20 protein-coding genes and 1 tRNA gene are annotated in these 22,183 nt (G+C 43.6%); 4 read left to right on the top strand and 17 right to left on the bottom strand.

The genetic code is table 11. The features are described from left to right. Window positions 1-14 precede the first annotated feature (14 nt). The 10 genes from rpoE to KDM92_RS00330 form a co-directional block, all read right to left on the bottom strand. Entirely contained in the window at window positions 15-617 is a 603-nt protein-coding gene (gene rpoE / locus KDM92_RS00375; protein ID WP_189344048.1) for an RNA polymerase sigma factor RpoE, read from the bottom strand. Between the two features lie 89 nt (window positions 618-706). Beyond that, window positions 707-1,204 carry a protein YgfX gene (locus KDM92_RS00370; protein WP_329603117.1) on the bottom strand — a complete coding sequence of 166 codons (498 nt, stop codon included), beginning with the start codon at window positions 1,202-1,204 and terminating at the stop codon, window positions 707-709. Between the two features lie 85 nt (window positions 1,205-1,289). Then, window positions 1,290-2,531, bottom strand: a complete 1,242-nt coding sequence (gene fabF, locus KDM92_RS00365) for a beta-ketoacyl-ACP synthase II (RefSeq protein WP_212682505.1) — start codon at window positions 2,529-2,531, stop codon at window positions 1,290-1,292. Between the two features lie 37 nt (window positions 2,532-2,568). Next, window positions 2,569-2,808 carry an acyl carrier protein gene (acpP, locus tag KDM92_RS00360; RefSeq protein WP_020653257.1) on the bottom strand — a complete coding sequence of 80 codons (240 nt, stop codon included), beginning with the start codon at window positions 2,806-2,808 and terminating at the stop codon, window positions 2,569-2,571. A 131-nt stretch (window positions 2,809-2,939) separates the two neighbouring features. Further along, window positions 2,940-3,692: a 3-oxoacyl-ACP reductase FabG gene (gene fabG / locus KDM92_RS00355; protein WP_212682504.1), complete on the bottom strand. Its 753-nt coding sequence runs from the start codon at window positions 3,690-3,692 to the stop codon at window positions 2,940-2,942. Between the two features lie 70 nt (window positions 3,693-3,762). Then, on the bottom strand, window positions 3,763-4,701 hold the full coding sequence (gene fabD / locus KDM92_RS00350) for an ACP S-malonyltransferase (protein WP_212682503.1): 939 nt from the start codon (window positions 4,699-4,701) through the stop codon (window positions 3,763-3,765). A 94-nt stretch (window positions 4,702-4,795) separates the two neighbouring features. Next, window positions 4,796-5,782 (bottom strand): beta-ketoacyl-ACP synthase III, encoded by a 987-nt coding sequence (locus KDM92_RS00345; RefSeq protein ID WP_212682502.1) that lies wholly within the window; start codon window positions 5,780-5,782, stop codon window positions 4,796-4,798. A gap of 14 nt (window positions 5,783-5,796) precedes the next feature. Further along, entirely contained in the window at window positions 5,797-6,864 is a 1,068-nt protein-coding gene (plsX, locus tag KDM92_RS00340; protein ID WP_212682501.1) for a phosphate acyltransferase PlsX, read from the bottom strand. 285 nt (window positions 6,865-7,149) lie between these two features. Then, window positions 7,150-7,332, bottom strand: a complete 183-nt coding sequence (gene rpmF / locus KDM92_RS00335; RefSeq protein WP_162018712.1) for a 50S ribosomal protein L32 — start codon at window positions 7,330-7,332, stop codon at window positions 7,150-7,152. A gap of 148 nt (window positions 7,333-7,480) precedes the next feature. Beyond that, complete coding sequence (locus tag KDM92_RS00330; RefSeq protein WP_212682500.1) at window positions 7,481-8,014, bottom strand: YceD family protein; 534 nt, start codon at window positions 8,012-8,014, stop codon at window positions 7,481-7,483. A 160-nt stretch (window positions 8,015-8,174) separates the two neighbouring features. On the opposite strand from KDM92_RS00330, the gene KDM92_RS00325 reads away from it, so the two are divergent. Both KDM92_RS00325 and KDM92_RS00320 read left to right on the top strand, forming a co-directional pair. Further along, window positions 8,175-8,783 carry a Maf-like protein gene (locus KDM92_RS00325; protein ID WP_212682499.1) on the top strand — a complete coding sequence of 203 codons (609 nt, stop codon included), beginning with the start codon at window positions 8,175-8,177 and terminating at the stop codon, window positions 8,781-8,783. A 26-nt stretch (window positions 8,784-8,809) separates the two neighbouring features. Then, window positions 8,810-9,559, top strand: a complete 750-nt coding sequence (locus KDM92_RS00320; RefSeq protein ID WP_212682498.1) for an SAM-dependent methyltransferase — start codon at window positions 8,810-8,812, stop codon at window positions 9,557-9,559. A 76-nt stretch (window positions 9,560-9,635) separates the two neighbouring features. Here KDM92_RS00320 and KDM92_RS00315 read toward each other — a convergent pair whose 3' ends face one another. The 5 genes from KDM92_RS00315 to KDM92_RS00295 form a co-directional block, all read right to left on the bottom strand. Next, entirely contained in the window at window positions 9,636-10,370 is a 735-nt protein-coding gene (locus KDM92_RS00315) for an ABC transporter permease (protein ID WP_212682497.1), read from the bottom strand. Further along, the gene (locus KDM92_RS00310; protein ID WP_230408098.1) at window positions 10,367-11,299 is read right to left on the bottom strand and encodes an ATP-binding cassette domain-containing protein; all 933 of its coding nucleotides are present in this window, start codon (window positions 11,297-11,299) and stop codon (window positions 10,367-10,369) included. Before KDM92_RS00310 ends, KDM92_RS00315 begins: the two co-directional genes overlap by 4 nt. 248 nt (window positions 11,300-11,547) lie before the next feature. After that, the gene (locus KDM92_RS00305) at window positions 11,548-12,135 is read right to left on the bottom strand and encodes a hypothetical protein (RefSeq protein WP_212682496.1); all 588 of its coding nucleotides are present in this window, start codon (window positions 12,133-12,135) and stop codon (window positions 11,548-11,550) included. A 248-nt stretch (window positions 12,136-12,383) separates the two neighbouring features. Further along, window positions 12,384-12,674 (bottom strand): hypothetical protein, encoded by a 291-nt coding sequence (locus KDM92_RS00300; protein ID WP_186889660.1) that lies wholly within the window; start codon window positions 12,672-12,674, stop codon window positions 12,384-12,386. A 267-nt stretch (window positions 12,675-12,941) separates the two neighbouring features. Then, window positions 12,942-13,032 (bottom strand) — tRNA-Ser (locus KDM92_RS00295). Window positions 13,033-13,508: 476 nt separating this feature from the next. Between KDM92_RS00295 and KDM92_RS00290 the strand changes: the two genes are divergently transcribed. Further along, on the top strand, window positions 13,509-15,287 hold the full coding sequence (locus tag KDM92_RS00290; protein WP_230408097.1) for a GGDEF domain-containing protein: 1,779 nt from the start codon (window positions 13,509-13,511) through the stop codon (window positions 15,285-15,287). Window positions 15,288-15,462: 175 nt separating this feature from the next. Beyond that, on the top strand, window positions 15,463-15,699 hold the full coding sequence (locus tag KDM92_RS00285; RefSeq protein ID WP_212682494.1) for a hypothetical protein: 237 nt from the start codon (window positions 15,463-15,465) through the stop codon (window positions 15,697-15,699). 148 nt (window positions 15,700-15,847) lie between these two features. Here KDM92_RS00285 and purL read toward each other — a convergent pair whose 3' ends face one another. Further along, entirely contained in the window at window positions 15,848-19,849 is a 4,002-nt protein-coding gene (purL, locus tag KDM92_RS00280; RefSeq protein ID WP_212682493.1) for a phosphoribosylformylglycinamidine synthase, read from the bottom strand. A gap of 227 nt (window positions 19,850-20,076) precedes the next feature. Beyond that, window positions 20,077-21,972 carry a type IV pilus assembly protein FimV gene (locus tag KDM92_RS00275; protein ID WP_212682492.1) on the bottom strand — a complete coding sequence of 632 codons (1,896 nt, stop codon included), beginning with the start codon at window positions 21,970-21,972 and terminating at the stop codon, window positions 20,077-20,079. Between the last annotated feature and the right edge of the window lie 211 nt (window positions 21,973-22,183).

The following is a 22,183-nucleotide window of genomic DNA, read 5'->3' as shown; positions in this document are numbered from 1 at the left end:
CGCACATTTACTTACTACCACCGTTGATCTATCGATGTACCAATTAAGGGTCTAAGCTTCTCGGCAATCGCCTCGCGTGCGCGGAAAATTCGACTACGAACTGTTCCTATCGGGCACAACATAACTTCCGCAATCTCGTCATAACTTAAGCCCTCGATTTCTCGCAGGGTAATTGCATTTCTCAATTCTTCTGGCAATGACATCATAACGGCGTTCACAGTTGCGGCGATTTGCTTACTTGCCATTAAGGATTCTGGCGTATTAATATCCCTCAAACCATCCGCATCATGAAACACTTCCGCTTCTGAAACATCTGCATCAGTTGAAGTCGGAGCCCGCCTTCCTTGTGTTACCAAATAATTTTTAGCGGTATTAATGCCGATTCGATATAACCAAGTGTAAAACGCTGAATCACCTCGGAAATTCGCCAATGCTCGATAAGCCTTAATAAACGCCTCTTGCACTACATCTTCAGCCTCTGCATGATCATGGACGAGACGAGACACGAGCCGATAAAGTTTCCTTTGATATTTAGAAACCAAGAGCTCGAATGCCTTTTTATCTCCTCGCTGAACACGTTCAACCAATAATTGATCTATATCGCGTTCGCTTGTCACACAAACAGTCCCATTTTGCAGAATTCTTATTTATTCTTAGATAGATGGTTAGTCGAATGTCTTACTAAAAATTTAGATACACCGACGCATTAAAAGTTCCCTTCAGACAAATCTTTTACGTGATCGAGCTCATCTGCGCAACGAGTTGCCCAATAATTGACAGCAACCTTGAGACGTCGAAAATCATCTTTTGCAACAGAATCAAACAATATAAGCAAGTTTCGATTTTTTCCAGACTCGCATCGTACATTCAGCACAATTAAATAAGCCGACAAAATCACGAATCGGTTGATATACGCCTGGGTCGTTTTTATCACGATTAAATCTTGATCAACTACGCGCAATAAGATTGCACCCTCAACATCCATCTCAATACGATACGAGTGAATCTTGCCAGACCAACGCTTAAAAAATAACAACATCGCCAAGGCAATAACAACCACGACAACAGCTTGAAAGCCTCCTAAATACGCTTTATGAGCGTACACGGAATAAGACACACAAGCAAAACCAATAAACGACAGTAGACAAACTGCGCACCTTAGCGCAAGCGAGGGCTTTACCAACACAGAAATTGCAAGACGCATCACCAAATCAAATAAAAAAAAACACCACATACATTATGTGGTGTTTTTTTAATACTATCTAGCTTTGCACTAAGATTTCTGCCAATCAAACCTTGCCAAAAATCAAAGTACCATTTGTACCACCAAATCCGAATGAATTCTTCATCGCATATTGAATATTCATTTGACGCGCGGTGTTAGCACAATAATCGAGATCGCATTCTGGATCTTGATTAATAATATTGATAGTTGGCGGAGAAACTTGATGATGCACAGCCAAAACCGACAATACTGACTCTAAACCGCCAGCACCACCTAATAAGTGACCAGTCATCGACTTAGTCGAATTAATCGTCATCTTATAAGCATGCTCACCAAATGCAGCTTTAATCGCATCAGTCTCATTCTTATCACCCAAAGGTGTAGAAGTACCATGCGCATTAAGATAGCTAATTTGCTCCGTATTCAAGCCTGCATTTTTCAATGCATTCAACATACTACGACGCGGGCCATCAACAGTAGGAGTCGTAATATGATAAGCATCGCCACTCATACCAAACCCCATTACCTCAGCATAGATTTTAGCGCCACGTGCTTTAGCATGTTCATACTCTTCCAGAACCATCACACCAGCACCTTCACCCAAGACAAAACCGTCACGGTCTTTATCCCAAGGACGTGAGGCTGTCGCAGGATCATCATTGCGAGAAGACAGCGCACGAGCAGAAGCGAATCCACCTAAGCCCAATGGAGAAATCGTCGATTCCGCTCCACCTGCAATCATGACATCTGCATCACCATATTCAATCATACGAGCAGCATTACCAATGCAATGCAAACCTGTCGTACACGCAGTAACAATCGCCAAATTTGGACCTTTCAAACCATATTTGATCGACAAATTACCGGAAATCATATTAATGATGGAAGCTGGAACAAAGAATGGTGTAATGCGACGCGGTCCACGTGCCATTAACACTTCCTTGGTTTCCTCGATCAATGGCAAACCACCGATACCAGAACCAACGATCACACCTATACGATCTGCATTTTCTTCAGTTACAGTGATACCACTATCCTGAAAAGCTTGCACACCAGCCGCAATACCGAAATGGATAAAAGTATCCATGTTGCGCGCTTCTTTGGCTGGAATATAGTCTTCGATATTAAATCCCTTCACTTCTCCAGCAAAGTGGGTAGTGAACGGTGTAGCATCAAACTTGGTAATAGCTGCGATACCAGATTTACCAGCTAGGATGGCTGCCCATGTGTCGGCAATGTTATTGCCAACAGGAGACACACAACCAAGGCCAGTAATTACAACTCGACGTTTACTTGTGAGGCTCAAGCGTCTCTCCTGGAATTAAAAAAGCAATCCGAAAGAATTAGGCTTTGACGTGCGCAGTTGCGTAGTCAATAGCTTGTTTTACTGTCGTGATTTTTTCTGCTTGTTCGTCAGGGATTTCCATTTCGAACTCGTCTTCCAAAGCCATCACCAACTCAACTGTGTCAAGTGAGTCTGCGCCCAAATCATCTACAAAAGAAGATTCGATTTTGATGTCAGCTTCAGCGACGCCTAATTGTTCAGCGACGATTTTTTTAACGCGTTGTTCGATATCAGACATGTGGTCTCCATTAGTGGTTACAGAAAGTGCGCGCATTTTAGCAGGTTTGCGCGCAAAAAGAGCATTTTTAGATGCCCCAACATTAACTCCGCTCAATTTCTGCGAAATTCGCTCAATTTACAACAATAAAATTAACATAAATACATGCCACCATTGACGTGCAAAGTTGTTCCAGTGATATATCCAGCGTCTGGCGATGCCAAAAAGACAGTTGCAGCAGCGATATCTTCTGGCTGCCCCAGCTTACCCATCGGGATTTGCGTCAAAATTGCATTCTTTTGATCATCGGTCAATGCCTTGGTCATATCAGTATCGATAAATCCTGGCGCAATGCAATTTACCGTAATATTTCGACTACCAATCTCAAGTGCAAGTGCACGACTCATACCTGCAACACCAGCTTTGGCCGCTGCATAATTCATTTGACCAGGATTACCTGACGATCCAACCACAGACGTAATATTGATAATGCGGCCGTGCTTCGCCTTCATCATTCCGCGCAAAACAGCGCGCGACAAACGAGCGACAGAATTCAAATTCGTCGAGATAACATTATCCCAATCATCTTCTTTCATGCGCATTGCCAATTGATCTTGCGTGATGCCGGCATTGTTCACTAAGATCGACAAAGTGCCGAATTCCTTCTGAATTTCATCGACCAAAGATGTACAGCGATCGACGTCATTGACGTTAAACGCAACCCCACGACTACCTTCCGCACCAATCTCCTGCAAATAGGTAGTGATGGCTTGCGCGCCAGACTCAGAGGTTGCTGTTCCAATCACCTTTGCACCAGCTTTTGCCAATGCGATTGCAATCGCTTTACCAATACCACGTGAAGCACCAGTTACCAATGCAACTTGATTTGCTAATTGTTGCGTCATATTTCCTCGCTATTCTTTTAATTTATGCTTACTTATTTTTTACTATCCGAGACCATTTCAAGAATGATGCTTACGCCATTGCTTGCATCAACTTATCCAAAGTTTCTTGATCGTAGATAGCTTCGCCAACCAAGTCAGGGTGAATACGCTTAGTTAAACCTGCCAATACCTTACCAGGACCACATTCAACTAATTGCGTAATACCACTGGCAGCGATCGCATTGACCGTTTCAACCCAACGCACTGGACTTGCCGCCTGTCTTACCAAAGCATCTTTGATCAATGCTGGATCAGTAACAATCGCAACATCCACATTGTTAATTAAAGCAATCGATGGCGCTGAGAATGGGATATTTACCAAGTAATCCCGCAACTGATCTGATGCTGGCTTCAATAATGAAGAATGAAATGGCGCTGACACTGGCAAAGGCAAAGCACGCTTAGCGCCTTTCGCTTTCGCCAACTCACAAGCGCGCTCAACTGCTGCCTTTGCCCCTGCAATCACAACTTGCGCTGGTGCATTAAAGTTTACTGCCTCAACCACTTCGGAGGTGGCAGCTGCCGCTTCCGAACACGCTGCCGCAACGTCTGCGTCACTTAAACCCAAAATTGCTGCCATGCCACCCAGACCTACTGGCACAGCACTTTGCATTGCTTGGGCACGAAACCGCACCAGCGGCACTGCGTCTTTAAAAGCGATGACACCCGCTGCGACCAATGCTGAATACTCACCCAAACTATGTCCAGCAACGATAGAAGGTACTTTCCCACCAGCTGCAATCCACGCACGGTAAGTCGCAACCGCTGCTGTAAGCATCACAGGTTGCGTGTTGGTGGTCAAATCCAAATCCTCCTTTGGACCTTCAGAAATCAATTTCCCTAAATCCATTTGCAGAGCATCAGATGCCTCTGCAATTGTTGCTTGAACTACAGGATTATTCGCGAAACCATTCAACATACCGATCGCTTGCGAACCCTGACCAGGAAATACAAATGCAAATTGCGCCATAATAATTTTGTCTTTTTGTTAGTTTTAAGATAATCCCAAGCTGGCTTACTACTTATATTAAATAAGACCAACCAATCTCACGCCTACTTTACCATTACATTTTTATTAGAGCAGCGCCCCAAGTAAATCCACCACCAACGCCTTCCAACATCACGACTTGATCCTTCTTAACGCGTCCATCGCGCACTGCAGCATCCAACGCGAGCGGAATCGACGCAGCAGAAGTGTTACCGTGCTGATCTACCGTGACAACCACTTTATCCATAGGCAAACTCAACTTCTTCGCCGTGCTTTGCATGATCCGAATGTTTGCTTGATGCGGAATCAGCCAATCAACTTGGTTTGCTTGCATACCAGCCAATTCCAGTGCCTCGTTGGCTACTTTTTCGAGTACATTCACCGCCAATTTGAAAACTGCCTGACCATCCATATACAGGAATGCACTACCAGCAATCACACCTGCATTCAGATTTCCAGGCACACACAAAATGTGAGAATGACTACCATCCGCATGCAATTTAGTAGCAAGAACACCAGGTTCTTCAGATCGCGACATGACAATCGCACCCGCACCATCGCCAAACAATACGCAGGTTGTGCGATCTTCAAAATTTAAAATCCGGGAGAATACTTCAGCACCAATAATCAAAGCATTTTTGTGGGAACCAGATTTAATCATGCTATCAGCCATCGACATAGCATAAATAAATCCGCTACAAACCGCCTGCACATCCACTGCAGCAGCGCCATTTGTGATACCTAATTTATTTTGCACAATACAAGCTGTACTTGGAAAACCACCAAAAAAATCTGGCGTTGAAGTCGCCAAGATAATCAAGTCAATCTCGTTCGCCTGCAAATTTGCCGCGTCTAATGCACGTTTCGCCGCCTCTACTGCCATATCACTTGACGTGACATTAGACTCAGCATAATGACGTGCAGAAATGCCACTGCGCGAGACTATCCATTCATCTGAGGTTTCGATACCTTTAGCTGCCAATTGCTCAGCCAACTCGTGATTTGTTACTTTTCTTGGTGGCAGGTAGCTTCCGGTGCCTATAATTTTGCTGTAGAAAGTCATGCGTCTTTATCTATTTATTGTTCAGTCGTACCGGAACTAGCTGTACTTGCCTCTTCGGGCACTGGCATCAATTCCGCCAAGGAGGTGGTAATGCGCGCAAGCACATCATTTTTCACTGCATCAAATGCGCGCTGTATCGCCCATTCATAACTATATTTATCAGCGCTACCGTGACTTTTGATCACCACACCACGCAAGCCCAATAAACTACCACCGTTATAATTCGATGGATTCATCGTTGTAGAAATTCGCTTCAACGCACCACGTGCAATCAACGCACCCAGCATATTCAACAAACCACTTTTGAACGCATCCGTCATTGTTGTTTTGACGAACCTGCCTAAACCTTCAACCGCCTTCAAAGTGACATTCCCAACAAAACCATCACAGACAACGATGTCGGTGGTTCCTTTGAAAATATCATTCCCTTCGACATTGCCATAAAAGTTCAGCAAACCGCGCTCATGATCTGCCCGCAACAACTGTGCGGTGCGCTTTACGACATCATTACCTTTAATATCTTCTTCACCAACATTCAATAGACCTACAGTTGGACGCGGCTTATTTTCCAGCGCCGCAACAAGCGCAGAACCCATGATCGCAAATTGATGCAAATGCACCGCTTCGCAATCCACATTTGCGCCCAGGTCTAGCATATAAGTTGGTTGTTTTTTCTGATTTGGCAGGATGCTGCAAATTGCAGGTCGATCGACACCCGGCATAGTCTTTAAGACGTAGCGAGAAACTGCCATCAACGCACCCGTGTTACCAGCGGAAACGCAAGCTTGTGCAGCACCCTCCTTGACCTGGTTCAGCGCTACTCGCATTGAGGAATCTTTTTTTCTGCGCAAGGCAATTTCGATGGGATCATCCATCTCAACCATTTCGCTCGCGTGCACGATAGATAATCGCGGATGATTTATCGCACCTAGCTTTTTTAATTCTGCTTGCAAGACAGTTTCCTGCCCCACCAAAACAAATTCAACATCAGGCTCGCGATTCGCAAATGAAACTGCTGCCGCTACAGTGACTGATGGACCAAAATCACCGCCCATACAATCAATTGAAATTTTTATTGTCATGTATTTGTTACTATTTTTTCACTCCAAGAGAGCTATCTTATCAAGAATGACGCAAAGAATCATCCGTTTTAGATCGAGCAGCGAAAAATGAAAGAGACAATGAACAAAAACAATATTCGCTTTTGAACATTTTTTAGAGTTACAATTTATGCAAAACAGGCACTAGCATCATTGATGCTTACTTATTAAGTTCACTTTGTAGCTGCCATTCCGCACAAGTCACAGGATAAAAAAAAGCGGCGTCAAGTACAAGACTCGCAACGCCGCTTTATCGCTAAGAACAGATTACTCGTCGTTCTTAGTTTTCAATACTTTACGACCACGGTAAAAGCCATTTGGGCTGATGTGGTGACGCAGATGTGTTTCACCTGTTGTTGGCTCGATACCTAACTGTGGTGCAGTCAAGAAATCGTGTGAACGGTGCATACCACGCTTAGATGGTGATTTTTTATTTTGCTGAACGGCCATGATAACTCCTAATACTTCAAAAAATGTTTCTAAAATTTAACACACTTGAATCGACAAGCAAACTTCGTTTGCCTTTCAAGAATCCCTAACAATACTTCGACCTGAGTGTTTTTTCAGAATAATGCCACTAGGTACGCCCACTTACTTTTCATTGCAACTTTTTCAGTACAGCGAATGGAGACACTTTACCACTTGTGCTCGCTGCATCTACCGCATCTACATTGTTCGCTGCCTCTGATTGATTGAATGAACCAATTACATCAGGGCATACTGCATGTTTGGGCGATTGGGGTATTGCCAGCAACGCCTCATCCTCTATCAACTCCATGACATTGAATGTCTTGCTGCCTACTACTACATCAACCTCGTCATCTTCAAGCATGCTTTCAATTTCGTCCGCATGATCATCGTTTTTGGCGAGAATTAATTCTGATTGTGAGTCTACTGCAAATTCAAACGGTGTTAAGCAACGCTGACACATTAATTGAAAATGCCCATCAACAACTAAGCTTAGTTGCGGAAAACCTAGATGATTCAAACCACCTTGCAATGACCAATTTAATACGCCGTCTTTGTTTGCACATTCCACAGACAATCGTGGGAAATCGGCAATTTTTGTACTACCTTCACGCAGTTCTCGATGCTGACAAAACGTAAAAGAGTCAATAACAAATGCTTGCATAGGATTTCTAGACCCAGAAAACCTGCGATAATAACAGGATTACACCTTAATAGTCAAAGCCTTAGCTCGTTTGAGGCGATTAGAACTGTGAAATTTTACGCGTTTTTTTGAGAAACCGAAAATTTCCGCCATAAAATTAATAAAAAATACATCAAATCAAATGTCAAACTCAAACACTCCGCACATTATTCTCGCTTCAAGCTCCGCCTACCGAAAAGAACTTTTAAGCCGCCTGCAACTACCATTCATTTCAATTAGCCCTGAGATTGATGAAACCCCAAAACCAAATGAGCAACCAGAGGAAACAGCAATTAGGTTGGCGCAGGAAAAAGCCGAAGCAATTGGATTAACAAACCCTAACGCGATCATTATTGGCTCCGATCAGGTCGCAACGCTAAACGGCGCCCAAATTGGCAAACCTGGAAATCACTATACAGCGCTGGCGCAATTAAAAACCATGCGTGGCAAAACCGTTATTTTTCATACTGCGCTGTGCGTGCTAGACAATCGAACAAGCCATCAAATCCAAATTGCCAATTGCCAGACACTCGTGCAAGTTAGAGAACTCAGTGATGCCGAACTGGACGCCTATTTACACATCGAAAAACCATACGACTGTGCCGGCAGCGCAAAAAATGAAGGACTAGGTATTGCGTTACTTCAATCTGTGCAAAGCGATGATCCTACTGCCTTAACTGGATTACCCTTAATCGCGCTGACTAGCATGCTAAGAAATCTCAACGTGACTTTTTTTAATTCCGTGCATTAAGAACGATCAGGACAACAAGGATACCTATGACTGGCACACTTTACTTAATTCCAAACACACTAGGACAGATCGATAATGATCAAGGAAATGTTTTAGCACACATCATCCCTGAAACCGTTCAAAAGATGAGTGCAGATTTGCGATACTTTATCGCCGAAAATGCGAAAAGCACACGCGCCTATCTGAAAATTCTCAATCAATATCATCCACTTTCTAGACCGATTCAAGAGTTGCAAATCAGCGAACTCAATGTCAACACACCCAATACGGAAATACAAAAGCTGTTAACGCCTCTACTCGACGGACACGATGTTGGATTAATTTCTGAAGCTGGCGTACCAGCGGTAGCCGACCCTGGAGCCAATTTAGTTCAACTTGCGCATCAACGGAATATCAAGGTTTGTCCCCTCGTAGGACCATCATCACTTCTGCTTGCGATTATGGGAAGTGGATTGAATGGCCAAAGTTTTGCGTTTAATGGCTATTTACCGACAGATGCTGCCGCCAGAGCAAAACGTATTAAGGAGCTGGAAGATCGCTCAAGAAAAGAAAAACAAACCCAATTACTGATCGAAACACCCTATCGAAACACGCAAATGCTTGAGGCGCTCGCTAATCATTGCAACCATCAAACACTTATCTGCGTAGCGACTGATTTAAGCTTACCGACAGAATCGATACAAACGAAAACAGCTGGCACTTGGAAAAAACAGTTGCAAGCAAATCAGCTACCAGACTTTCACAAAAAACCAACTGTATTTCTTTTCTTGGCTTGAATACTAAGAGGTCACCAGTAACATGGATAAGATCAATGAAAGCATCATGATCTTATCCAAACAACTTCAGAAAATTTTACTCAAACTCGACACCACGTCGGCCTACCCAAAACGTCAATATGCCAAGTGCGCATACTGCCAATGTACTCGCAAGAATAATTGCCTGATGACGAACATCAGCTGATGATGCATTTAACGCCGTCATCACATAACTCCACGGATAGTAAATCCAATTTTCCGATTGACCAATCTGCACAATCCCCATCGTCCCAATCACACCGACCGCCAATGGGGCGACGATATTTTGTACGCGCCAACTGATCCAATGCTGAAATACTAAAATTGGTAAAGCACTCAAGTTCGCAAACAACATAAAGCGCACAAAATCAAATTTAAAAGCCTGCGAAATTGAAAATCCCAACAGTCCAAATACATAAATTGCACATGAGTTCATAAACAACAAAGCGAGATTTGCACCAAGCATAAAAACTGCCGCCAGAACGAATTTCGCTAAAAACAATTGGCGTGACTGAATCGGCAAAGTCAACATCAATCGCCAAGTCGAGTTTCGATGTTCATTTCCGTTCAATAAACCCGTAATTAAAGCCAAATAAAGAGGAAACATAAAGTATCCCCAAATTGCGGTACTACCAGCCCAATACATATCCCATCGAATTAGACCCGTCTTATAGGTTTTTAATTGCAAACCAAAACAAAGCAATGCCACCATCAACGGGCAAGCCAGCATCATTAGTAGCGCTAAAGAACGCTTCACCTTCAACAATTCAACTCGAATCAATTGAATAATCATATAGCCCTCGCTTGTGTTTGTTGATGAAACCATTTTTCTAAAGAAGGCTTTTGAAAGTTCGCGGCGTGCAAACGTAAATTGGCTTGAACAACGCATGCGTTTACTCTGTGCGCTTGCTCTTGAGGCACCTCACTAACCACAAGCTGAGTTGCACTCAAGACTTGCGCTCGAAATCCGTGCGCGACCAGCACTTGCGCGACCAGAGCTGCATCATCAATATGCAATTCCAACACACCAACTTGTGCAGCATAAATTTCATCTAAGTGACATTGAAATTGGACAGTACCATCCTTGAGCAAAGCAAGATGTGTCGCCATTTTCTCTACCTCATCAAGTTGGTGACTAGATACAAAAATGGTGCAATCGGCTTGTTCAGGTAAGCGTTGAATTAACTGACGAATTTCTTGAATACCTGCTGGATCAAGACCATTCGTTGGCTCATCAAGAATAAGAAGACTTGGGCGCCCCAATAAAGCATGCGCCAACGCCAAACGCTGCTTCATACCAAGAGAAAAATGACGAATTAAGCGTTTAGGATCCGTATGCAAGTTAACCAACTCGAGTACACGGTCAATTTCTTTCAAAGCTAAGGACTTGATCACACAAGCAATCTTCAAAAACTCGATTGCGGTCAAATTGGGATAAGAACTCGGCGCATCAACCAAACACCCAACTTCACGTAAGATCGCTTGCCTATCAGTCTGAATATTGCGCCCCAAAATACGAATATCACCGCCATCTGGTCGCAACAATCCAACCATTAATCTAATCGCCGTGGATTTACCTTCACCGTTATTCCCAAGAAAGGCAAAGATACTTTTGTTTGGCACGTTAAGATTCAAACATTTAAGCACTTCATGCGTCGCGAATCTCTTACGCACCCCGGTCATTTCTATTGCTAGTTCCTGCATTGCTGAGTTTTGCACCATAGTCACCTCATAAAAACTACTCCATCTAACTCATCAAAGCATGTCACTTCAATGATTTAGACAAATAGTAATTTCATCAAGTTGAGTTTTGGCGAGAAGCGACGAAACTTAAGAAAGACAGGATTAGCCCTGCGATTTCAGCGATAAAATAAAGTAAATCAAGCAAAGACGGAGCTTGAAACTTGAGTAGCTCTAACAACGAATTTGATAAAAAATTCTACTTGCAACGATGGCGTGGGAAGTGAGCCTCAAGCAAGCCCTCTAGCGAAATTATTAATCACAGCGATATCGGGTGGCATCGATATAAATGGAATCTGCTCCATCTCCAGCATCTGTCGCAGTTCTTCATCGATTTTTCGTGCTTGCTCTTCATTTTGAAAGCGCCCAGTTTGCACATACTTTTTGTCACCACGCTCGACCAAAATATTAATATTGTCGTGGCGGTTATACCAATCCAGAATTTGATGGTGTGTTTTAGTAACATCGCAAATATTCTCAGGATAAGACTGATTGTAATAAAGCACTTGCATCAATGCGCACTCGGTGACCAAGTACTGAACTTGCCCATCGAGTAGATCGAGCATCTCGAATTGTCGCTGAGCGAGTTGATATTGATTTTTAAGAGCATCAAAATTTTTCTGCCAAACTAAGGCTTTGGCGTAATCAGGAATTTGCTCCACCGACTTATTTCGAAGATTTAAATTTAAAATAATCGCAGATGAAAATAATGACTTGTCGCAACCAGGACCACCAATAATATTAATAATCTTGGTCGGATATAAACGCATGCGATGTTCTTGACTCAATCGTGAAGCCCCCGTAACTTGAACAGACATAATCACCTCGCTCGAGAATTTACATTTTCACTCTCAAAATGTGTCCTCATGCTAACACATACATTCCACGAGAAAAACAACGCAATTCAGCAAAGATCCTTATGGGGATTTTAAAGTTCTTAAATGTATGAATTAACACACATTGAGAGAGACAAAGAGAATCTAACGATAATCAATATAGCTTCAGAAATGAAAACAGGGTTAAATCAAACTTGATTTAACCCTGTGTTGGCGACAGAACAGTCGAATTAATCGACGCGAATTACCTGATCGCCAATACGGAACTTTTCCCGACGATCACCCATCAGGGCGCGCAAATCTTTAATGCTCAAATCACTAATTTCGTGCATACGAATTAGTAATGACGCACCAACTGGTAAGTGATGGTGACGGATTTTACTGATTACTGGTGGAGCAACTTCTAAAGCTCTCGACAAAGCTGCATCATTTTTCAAATGCAATTGCTTAATCAAGGTGTCCAACAGGTTATTTGGGTTATAGTCAAAATCATCTGACTTCAGATCTAAAAGGTTTGCCATTTTTTTCTCACTCTTCACAAAATACAGATCAAAAATCTCTGTATGTACCAAGACCAAATCGGTTTGGTTATTATTTATAATTTTACATACCTCTTGTTTAAAGGCATGCACCTTACAACAGAACAAACTTATGCCGACAAATAGTTAAAAAATGCTCAAAGGGCATGCGACGTCAATGAACAAACTAATCACCTAGCACAAACTCATTCTAGCTCGACCATCTCAGACTACTTTTGATCTTTGCCAAATAGTTGTCTAATAGTATTTTGGCGGAAAGACAGGGATTTGAACCCTGGATACGTCATAAACGTATGCCGGATTTCGAGTCCGGTGCATTCGACCACTCTGCCATCTTTCCATACTGCAAAATACAGTCAAGCTTGCGATTGTAGCAAAGTTCAAAACTGTTTGGTAGCCTGTTTTTTTAGCAATTTCCCTCTGAAAAGCCCTGAATTTATTAGGGATTTCATTAGATGCTTAGGATATATAAGGCTATAAAGAATAATTTCAAGCCAAAACATCATCCCTATGAGAAATAGAGTTTTATTTCAAAACAGCAATAATATCCACGCTAGGTCCAGCTTCCTTAGATTCATTAATCGCATAATCGGATTTGGCAGAAATAACCATTTTTTCTTAAAAAATACGATCTATTCACTAACCTGAAATATCCCGGTCATATTCCTAAACTAAGCTAAGTGAACCGAAAGTTAAATTTGACTCGGCAATCTTCAATCGGCGTCTTAGCTATTTATGGAACAGGAATTAAGCATACTTTCTGACTGCAATCGTTACCACGAGGTAATAACCGCACCTATTCCAGAACCAGTTCAAATGCAAAATTCAGTTTTGCAACAGTTGCTTCGCATCATTCGAGAGCGTCAGCTGAGCGCTCGTTTTCAACCGATCATACAGATGGACGACGGTCAAATTCTCGGATATGAAGGACTTATTCGAGGCCCCTCTGACAGCACACTACATTCCCCGATCAACTTATTTCAAGCCGCTGCCGAGCATAATTTAAGTGTAACTGTAGAACATTTATGTCGCAGAATTGTGCTCGAACAATTCAAAGCACTAAATTTACCAGGTAAACTTTTTTTAAATGTTAGCCCTGAATGTCTATTACAACGAGATGCGCGTCATGGCGAAACCCTAGATTACATTCACGAAATCGGGATTAATCCCCAACGAGTCATCATTGAGCTCACCGAATATCAACCAACCCATGACTACGCGCTTCTGTACGAAGCTGTTTTACACTATAGAAAAATGGGATTTGAGATTGCGATTGATGATCTCGGTGAAGGATTCTCAAGCCTACGCCTATGGTCAGAGTTACATCCAGAGTTCGTCAAAATCGATATGCACTTTATTCAAGGAATAGACAAAGACTCGGTAAAACGTCAATTTGTAAAGTCGATACAAAGCATCGCAGAAAAGTCGGGTTCTAAAGTAGTGGCAGAAGGGATTGAAACACAAGCAGAATTACTTACTTTACTTGAGTTGGGCGTTGCCTGCGGTCAGGGGTACCACATCGCAAAGCCACATCCTAGTCCAGCAAAATCGATTTCTGCTGAAGTAGCCAAAACGATTTCTCTTAAAAGAAGCAAGATGCCAGCAGCTTACCTTGATCAACACCAAAATGCAGTCACCATCAAACATCTGCTAAAAACTCCGCCAACGATTAGTTCATCAACCTTAAACAATGAGGTTGAAAATCTATTTTTAGCTGATCCAAAACTAAAGATCATTCCCGTTGTCGACAATCACATCCCTGTCGGCATCATCAATCGTCACAATATGATTGATCGTTTTTCAAGGCCATTTCAGCGCGAACTTTATGGAAAAAAATCGTGCAAAGTCTTTATGGATAGCAATCCTCTGACTGTCGAACAAAACACCAACTTACAGCAAGTCAGTCACATGATTGTGGAAGCAGATCCTGAGCACCTCATTAACGGCATCATCGTCGTCGACAATGGTAACTATATCGGATTGGCGACTGGGCCGGATTTGATGCGAGAGATCACCAAAATGCAAATAGACGCTGCTCGCTATGCCAATCCCCTAACGCAACTTCCGGGAAACGTGCCAATCAATCAGCACATCGATCAATTGCTTCAACAAAAAATTCCTTTTCAAGCATGCTACTGCGATCTAGATCACTTCAAACCTTTTAATGATGTGTATGGTTACCAACGCGGAGATGAAGTCATACAAATGACGAGTAAAATCATCGTCCAACACTGTACGAGCGACAAAGATTTTATTGGGCACATTGGTGGTGATGACTTCATCATTATTTTTCAAAGCGACAATTGGGAACAAAGGTGCAGAGATATTTTGAATACCTTTGAGTCGGAAATTATCGATTTCTATAGCAACGAAGATAGAGAAAGAGGCGGCTATATCAGCGAAGATAGACAAGGCAAAAAAGTCTTTTATCCGCTTATTAGTTTATCTCTTGGTGTCATCAGTGCGCGTGTTGAGCAGTATGGCTCACATCATCAAATTGCGATTGCGGCAACTGAAGCAAAAAAACAGGCAAAACGCTTGCTTGGAAATAGCTTATTTATCGACCGCAGAAAAGAAGTCGCTACCTCTGTGTAACTAACAACTGTCTCTTTTTTCCAAATTACCTAAACTTATTGACAGCATTCAAGTAAATCAATAGTCTTAGCAAAGCTAATAAGCTATTTCAGTTTCATCGCTTTACGCAGATCTCGCACATCGAAATCAGTGCACAATTTGGTAGCCCCATCTCTCATTTAAGACTAGGAAAAATATGACAAAAATTTTATTTAGCTTGCTCGCCCTATCAAGCTTAGTTGGATGTGCAAGTGTCGAAGTTGACGATCCGAATGCACCCAAGGTCGCAGTAGAGCGTGAATATCGTGTTGGCAGTACTATCCCACAAAAGAAAAATGCGCGATCACCATCTGATGTAAAAACAGTGTCTTCTGATGATCTGATTAACATGCCGAGAGCAACGACACCAACAGATCCACTTGGCAGAAAATAAGAATTGCTCAGCAATTACGTTGTAATTAAGCTATACCTAAGCTAAGAATGCGACTCAACCAATTGCAATAAAACAGAAGGCATAAAAAAACGCAGAGTGCTTTTTAGCCAACTCTGCGTTTTTTATTATCAGTAGATTTTTCTAACGATTACCCCACCCACACTCGCGCATTTCTAAACATACGCATCCAAGGTGAATCCTCGCCCCAAGATTCGGGTGCCCAAGAATGTAATACACTGCGGAAAACACGCTCTGCATGCGGCATCATCACAGTGAAACGGCCATCATCATTGGTAACTGAAGTCAATCCAAGAGGCGAACCGTTTGGATTATATGGATAGGCTTCTGTCGCTTGGCCATGGTGATCAACAAAACGCATCGCAGCCCGTACCGCATTAACATCACCCGTCGTAGAGAAGTCTGCAAAACCCTCGCCATGTGCTACGGCGATTGGCGTTTGTGTACCAGCCATTCCTTGGAAGAAAATCGATTTCGATTCCAAAATTTCCACCATAGAGAACCTGCCTTCAAACTGCTCGGACTTATTCTTGGTGAATTTTGGCCAAGCAGTCGCACCTGGGATGATGGACTTCAAATTACTCATCATTTGACAGCCGTTACAGATACCCATACCGAACGTATCTTCACGGTGGAAAAATTCTGAGAATTGCTCAGACATCATGGCATTAAACAAAATCGTCTTAGCCCAGCCCTCGCCTGCGCCCAATACGTCACCATAAGAGAAACCGCCTACCGCAATCAATCCTTTGAAATCAGCTAATTTCGCACGGCCAGCGATTAAATCACTCATGTGTACATCAACAGCCGTAAAGCCTGCCTTATGCATCACATACGCAGTCTCAATATGCGAGTTCACACCTTGTTCGCGCAAGATCGCGACTTTAGGCCGAGCACCTGTTGCGATGAATGGTGCAGCTACATCAGCTTGTGCATCAAAGGTAATAATTGGCTGCATGCCTGGATCAGACTCATCCGCAAGACGTGCGTACTCAGCGTCGGCACAAGCTGGGTTGTCACGCATACGAGCGATTTGCCAACTCGTTTTACTCCAGATTTGATGCAATGCACTGCGAGATTCTTTGTAAATTTCTTTAGCGTCACGCATGAAAGAAATCACACCGCTACTATTTGGCTTACCAATTTCATGACTGCAGGCACCAAGATTATGTGCACGTAACACATCCATTACAGCACTGCGCTGTTCAGTACGAACTTGAATCACCGCACCCAATTCTTCATTGAACAAGGCGCGCAAAGTCAGTTCATTGCGACGTTCAGCAACCTGACCTGCCCAATTTTTGGCATCACCATGATCCGCAGCGTGCTCACTTTCCATCGTCAACATATCAAGGTTGATCGCTAAACCGCTGCGTCCAGCAAATGCCATTTCGCACAAGGTGCTATACAAACCACCATCAGAACGATCGTGATAAGCCAAAATTTTTCCGTCTTGATTCAATTGCTGAATCGCTGCGAAGAAGACTTTTAAATCGTCCGCACTATCTACATCTGGCGTTTGATCACCGAGTTTTTGCATGACTTGTGCGAATGCGGAGGCACCCAAGCGATTTTTACCACGACCTAAGTCGATCAAAATCAAACTGGTATCGCCAGCATCTAACTTAATTTGTGGTGTCAAACATTTGCGAATATCGTACACGGGTGCAAATGCTGAAATAATCAGAGACACTGGAGAAGTCACGGATTTATCGTTACCCTCATCTTTCCATGTGGTACGCATGGACAAAGAATCTTTGCCGACTGGAATACTAATTCCCAAAGCAGGACACAGTTCCATACCAATTGCTTTCACCGTGTCAAACAACGCCGCATCTTGACCCGGTTGACCACACGCTGCCATCCAATTCGCGGAGAGTTTGATATTTTCAATACTGGAAATCGGCGCCGCCGCAATATTTGTAATGGCTTCGCCGACCGCCATACGACCAGAAGCCGCCGCATCAATCACTGCCAACGGCGTACGTTCGCCCATTGACATCGCTTCACCCAAATATCCTTCCAAACTCATCGCCGTCACTGCGCAATCAGCAACGGGGACTTGCCATGGGCCGACCATTTGATCGCGCACAGACATCGCACCAACAGAGCGATCACCAATCGTCACTAAGAAAGATTTATCACCAACAGTAGGCAAACTCAAAACGCGTTCGCCAGCCACTTTCAAATCCATTCCCGTCAAATCAATCGCAGGAAAATCGCGCTTTACGTGGGTAACATCACGATGCATTTTCGGAGGTTTTCCGAGCAATACATTCATTGGCATATCAACTGGCGAGTTATCGTTCAATGGATCGATAACTTTGAGCTGACGTTCTTCCGTTGCCGTACCGACTACCGCGAATAAGCAGCGTTCACGTTCACAGAAATACTGGAACAAAGGCAGACTTTCTGGCGCAATCGCCAAAACATAACGTTCTTGCGATTCATTACTCCAAATCTCTTTTGGCGCCATACCGCTTTCTTCGAGTGGCACTTTACGCAGATCAAAAATCGCGCCTCGCTTGGCATCATTCGTGATTTCTGGGAAAGCATTAGATAAACCACCTGCACCGACGTCGTGAATCGACAAAATAGGATTATCGTCACCCAATTGCCAGCAAGAGTTAATCACTTCTTGCGCGCGACGCTCCATCTCTGGGTTACCACGTTGTACTGAATCAAAATCCAAATCAGCCGTATTGGTACCGGTCGCCATCGAAGACGCTGCACTACCGCCCATACCAATCCGCATGCCCGGACCACCAAGTTGAATCAATAAACTGCCAACAGGCAAATCAAATTTCTTGGTGTGTTTGTCATTGATGTTACCGATACCGCCAGCAATCATAATCGGCTTGTGGTAGCCATGCACTGTGCCACCCACATTTTGTTCGTAAGTACGGAAGTAACCGCCCAATACAGGGCGACCAAATTCATTACTGAACGCAGCGCCACCAATTGGGCCTTCGATCATAATTTGCAAAGGAGATGCGATACGATCAGGTTTACCGTATTGCTGTGTCGTGGTGTTATTACTCAAAACATCGCTAGCGTTTTCCCACGCCTGCACATTTCCTGGCAAATTCAAATTCGAGACTGTAAAGCCTGTCAAACCAGCCTTAGGCTTGGCGCCACGCCCAGTCGCACCTTCATCGCGAATTTCACCGCCAGCACCTGTTGAAGCGCCAGGGAACGGCGAAATCGCCGTAGGATGATTGTGCGTCTCGACCTTCATCAGTGTGTGGGTCAACTCGGTCGAGGCTTGATATTCATTACCTTTCGCCGCGCCATTTGGATAAAAGCGCGTAACCGTCGCGCCTTCCATAATCGAGGAATTGTCGCTGTATGCAACGATGGTTCCCTTAGGCTGTAGCAGATGCGTATTCTTGATCATGCCAAACAAGGACATATCTTTTTTCTCGCCATCGATCGTCCAATCCGCATTGAAAATCTTATGGCGACAATGTTCACTATTCGCTTGTGCAAACATCATCAATTCGACGTCGGTAGGATTGCGTTTTGCCGTGGTAAAAGCATCGACTAAATAATCAACCTCATCATCCGACAGCGCTAAACCGAGCGCGCTGTTGGCTTCGACCAAGGCAGCTTTTCCACCTGCCAAAACGTCGACATGTTCTAGAGGCTTAGCGTCTAACTCTGTGAAGAGACCACTCGCAGCATTTAAGTCTTCCAGCACCATCTCGGTCATGCGATCATGTAACAAAGCGATGACGGCTTGCTTAGATTCTGTCGCTAATTTTTTCGCGCCACCTAACAAACCTGACTTGACTTGCACAAAATACTGTACGCCGCGCTCCAGGCGTTTAATTTGATGCATGCCACAGTTGTGCGTAATGTCCGTCGCTTTGGATGCCCACGGTGAAATCGTCCCGAAACGTGGAATCACAACAAAACTGTCACCCTCTTCGCTACCAGTAAAAGCATCGCCATATACCAATAGCGCTTGCAAACGATTTACCTCGACGTCGCTTAGTGGTGCCGACGCATCAACAAAATGCGCGTAACGCGCCGTCACACCAACAATATTGGCATCAACAGCTTGCAGACGAGATAATAAATTTTTAGTACGGAAGGCAGACAGGGCGTTAGAGCCTGGCAATATCAACATGGCGTGAATGTAGTTGAGGCAAAATGACTGGCTTTTGAGACTCGCGCTAGCAATATCGAGAGAAAGCTCAGACATGTTGCGGGTTGGAACGGAAAGCAGGATTATACCTTGATGCGCGCATTCTCTCCAGCGTGATCGATAAATCTCAATTAAATTAATCGATTTATCATGTAAAAAAAGCGGTCATCAAGACCGCTTTTTCATTCGCAAACTCTGAGAAATGAGTATTATTTTTTTGCAACTTCTTTTTTCGGAAAATCAATTACTTCAAACTCTATGGTTCCAAAGTCAGTTTCTGCAATTGGATCAGGCAAGTTCTCTTCCAAAGGAAGCTTCACATCAACATCGAGCCTTAAATCTTTGATCGGTCCCTCAATCGCAGTAATTCGCTCTAGCTCATGCGCTATTCCCAATAACATCAAAATATCTCGATAAACAGGCAAATCAAAACCTGCTCGCTTTCCCTCTCTATCGTCAACCAATAAACTTTCCAGATAGGGAATGATGCCGGTTTTATTCCAAGCATCACAAATCTTTTGCATCAAATGCGGAAAGTCTTCTAATTGACGACTTGGAATTGCTGACAGATCTGCACCAAACTCAGGAATATTGGCATTAAAGAAAGCGATGAACCGATCACGCAAACGATCATATTTTTGCTGATCATTTACGGTACGATATAAATCAAGCAAGAACAGCCAAGGCAGCGGTGATTCTGGATGTTCTATTTCTTCTTGAGCAGCCAAAATTTCTATCGCGCGCTGAGGATCATTCATCGAAATCCAAAACTCAGCTTCCTGTGTCACATCTGAAATCTCTTCAACTTTGACCGAGTTTCCACGCGGAGCAAAAAAGTTAAAAATACTGCTATTTGTTTCTTCTAGACTAGGCGTGCGCTGGAAATTACTATTTTCAGTAATTCGTTGATCAGGATCTGCATCGGTGGTTTCGAGCAAGCTTGATGCTGGCTTGGAATCACTACCCTGTTTATGAGCAGAATCAGAATTTAAAACTGCCCCAACTGGATTTACCTCGTAACTTGCCTGCAAATGACTAATGACATCTTCAATTTTCTCTGGCTGGCTCTCTTGTAATTGATCCTCGCCTTCCCACCATGTGGCACTTTGGGAGGACAAATTTTTACGAATATAAAGAAGCAAGAAAAGGATCACCACGATTGCCAAAATTGCGATGATGGCAAGCGCAATCACCCAGTAATCGAAACCCACCTTACTTTGCAATTGCGTTAACGCCGACTTATCCAGCAAATTTTGTTGACGCAGTTTTTCAGCCTCCGATTTCAGCTTGGCGATCTCAGCGCCATTGTCGCCCGGAGGAACCGCGCTTGCCGCTGTGGAAAATGGCTCATCTCGCAAAATCGCTGCCATTCTTGCCTGAGCAGCACGTAGCTCCTCGGTGTTTTGAACCAATTGCTGACCAACTTCAGAGCTCAAAACATCGCTCATCCGTAATCCAGATGACAAGTTAGGAATAATCACCTCATCCGACAGCTTAAGCACGTCTTTAGATTCTGACTTTTTGCCGCTTCGCTTCTTCTCACTCGGAACATCGCTAAAATTTGCGAGCCCACTCCCCGAACTCTCTCCAGCTAGCTCTGGTTTAGCAATGCGCTTTTTTCTTTCAGTCACCTTCACGGGTGCCGAACTTGGCTCATTCACACCCGCCAGCTTGGCGACTTGAGCCTGACTAACTTCTTCTTTCGCAAACGGCGAGCTGTCACGCATTCCGACGGCATTAGCAGATACATCCGGGGGATCTAATAAAATCGAAAATTCGCGGTGTAGCTGAGTTTGGCAATTAATATCAATAATCAGATTAATCGCTGGCTCGTTAATCGCTTGCTGCGTCGAAAAGCTTAGCGCTCGTTGTTTTTGTCTTTGATGTATTGCGATATTGGCGCTGGCAATAAATGCGCCATCCATCGAGACCACTCGAGCTCTCAGACAGCTTGGATTGAGAGTTTCAGTGCCATCTCCAACGACATTCGTGTGAACAAGTAAAGATTGACCTAGGGACGAGCGAACTCTTAGCTCTCCCAACCCCAGCGCGAACACCGAACTCGCCACGCTAAATAGGAGTACCATGCCTGCCAAACTAAGCATGAGGCTACGCCAGTATGAAAAAATAATATTATCCTTTGCCAACATAGTGAAATTAAAACTTACACCTGTTCTTAATTGAGTTCGACTATCTTCGATGTTACTTCTTTTACATGTAGATTCAAAGCAAATTGATCGACTTTTTGTTTAAAAATAGTCAAATTCGAAACAAAATCGCTAGCACTTTCGCTTCCTTAAATAAATAAACTATTCT

Source organism: Affinundibacterium baiyunense, assembly GCF_018139645.1.
In the GTDB taxonomy this organism is placed as follows: domain Bacteria; phylum Pseudomonadota; class Gammaproteobacteria; order Burkholderiales; family Burkholderiaceae_D; genus Undibacterium; species Undibacterium baiyunense.
Note: the sequence above shows the minus strand (reverse complement) of the source record. Positions and strands in the feature narration are given on the sequence as shown.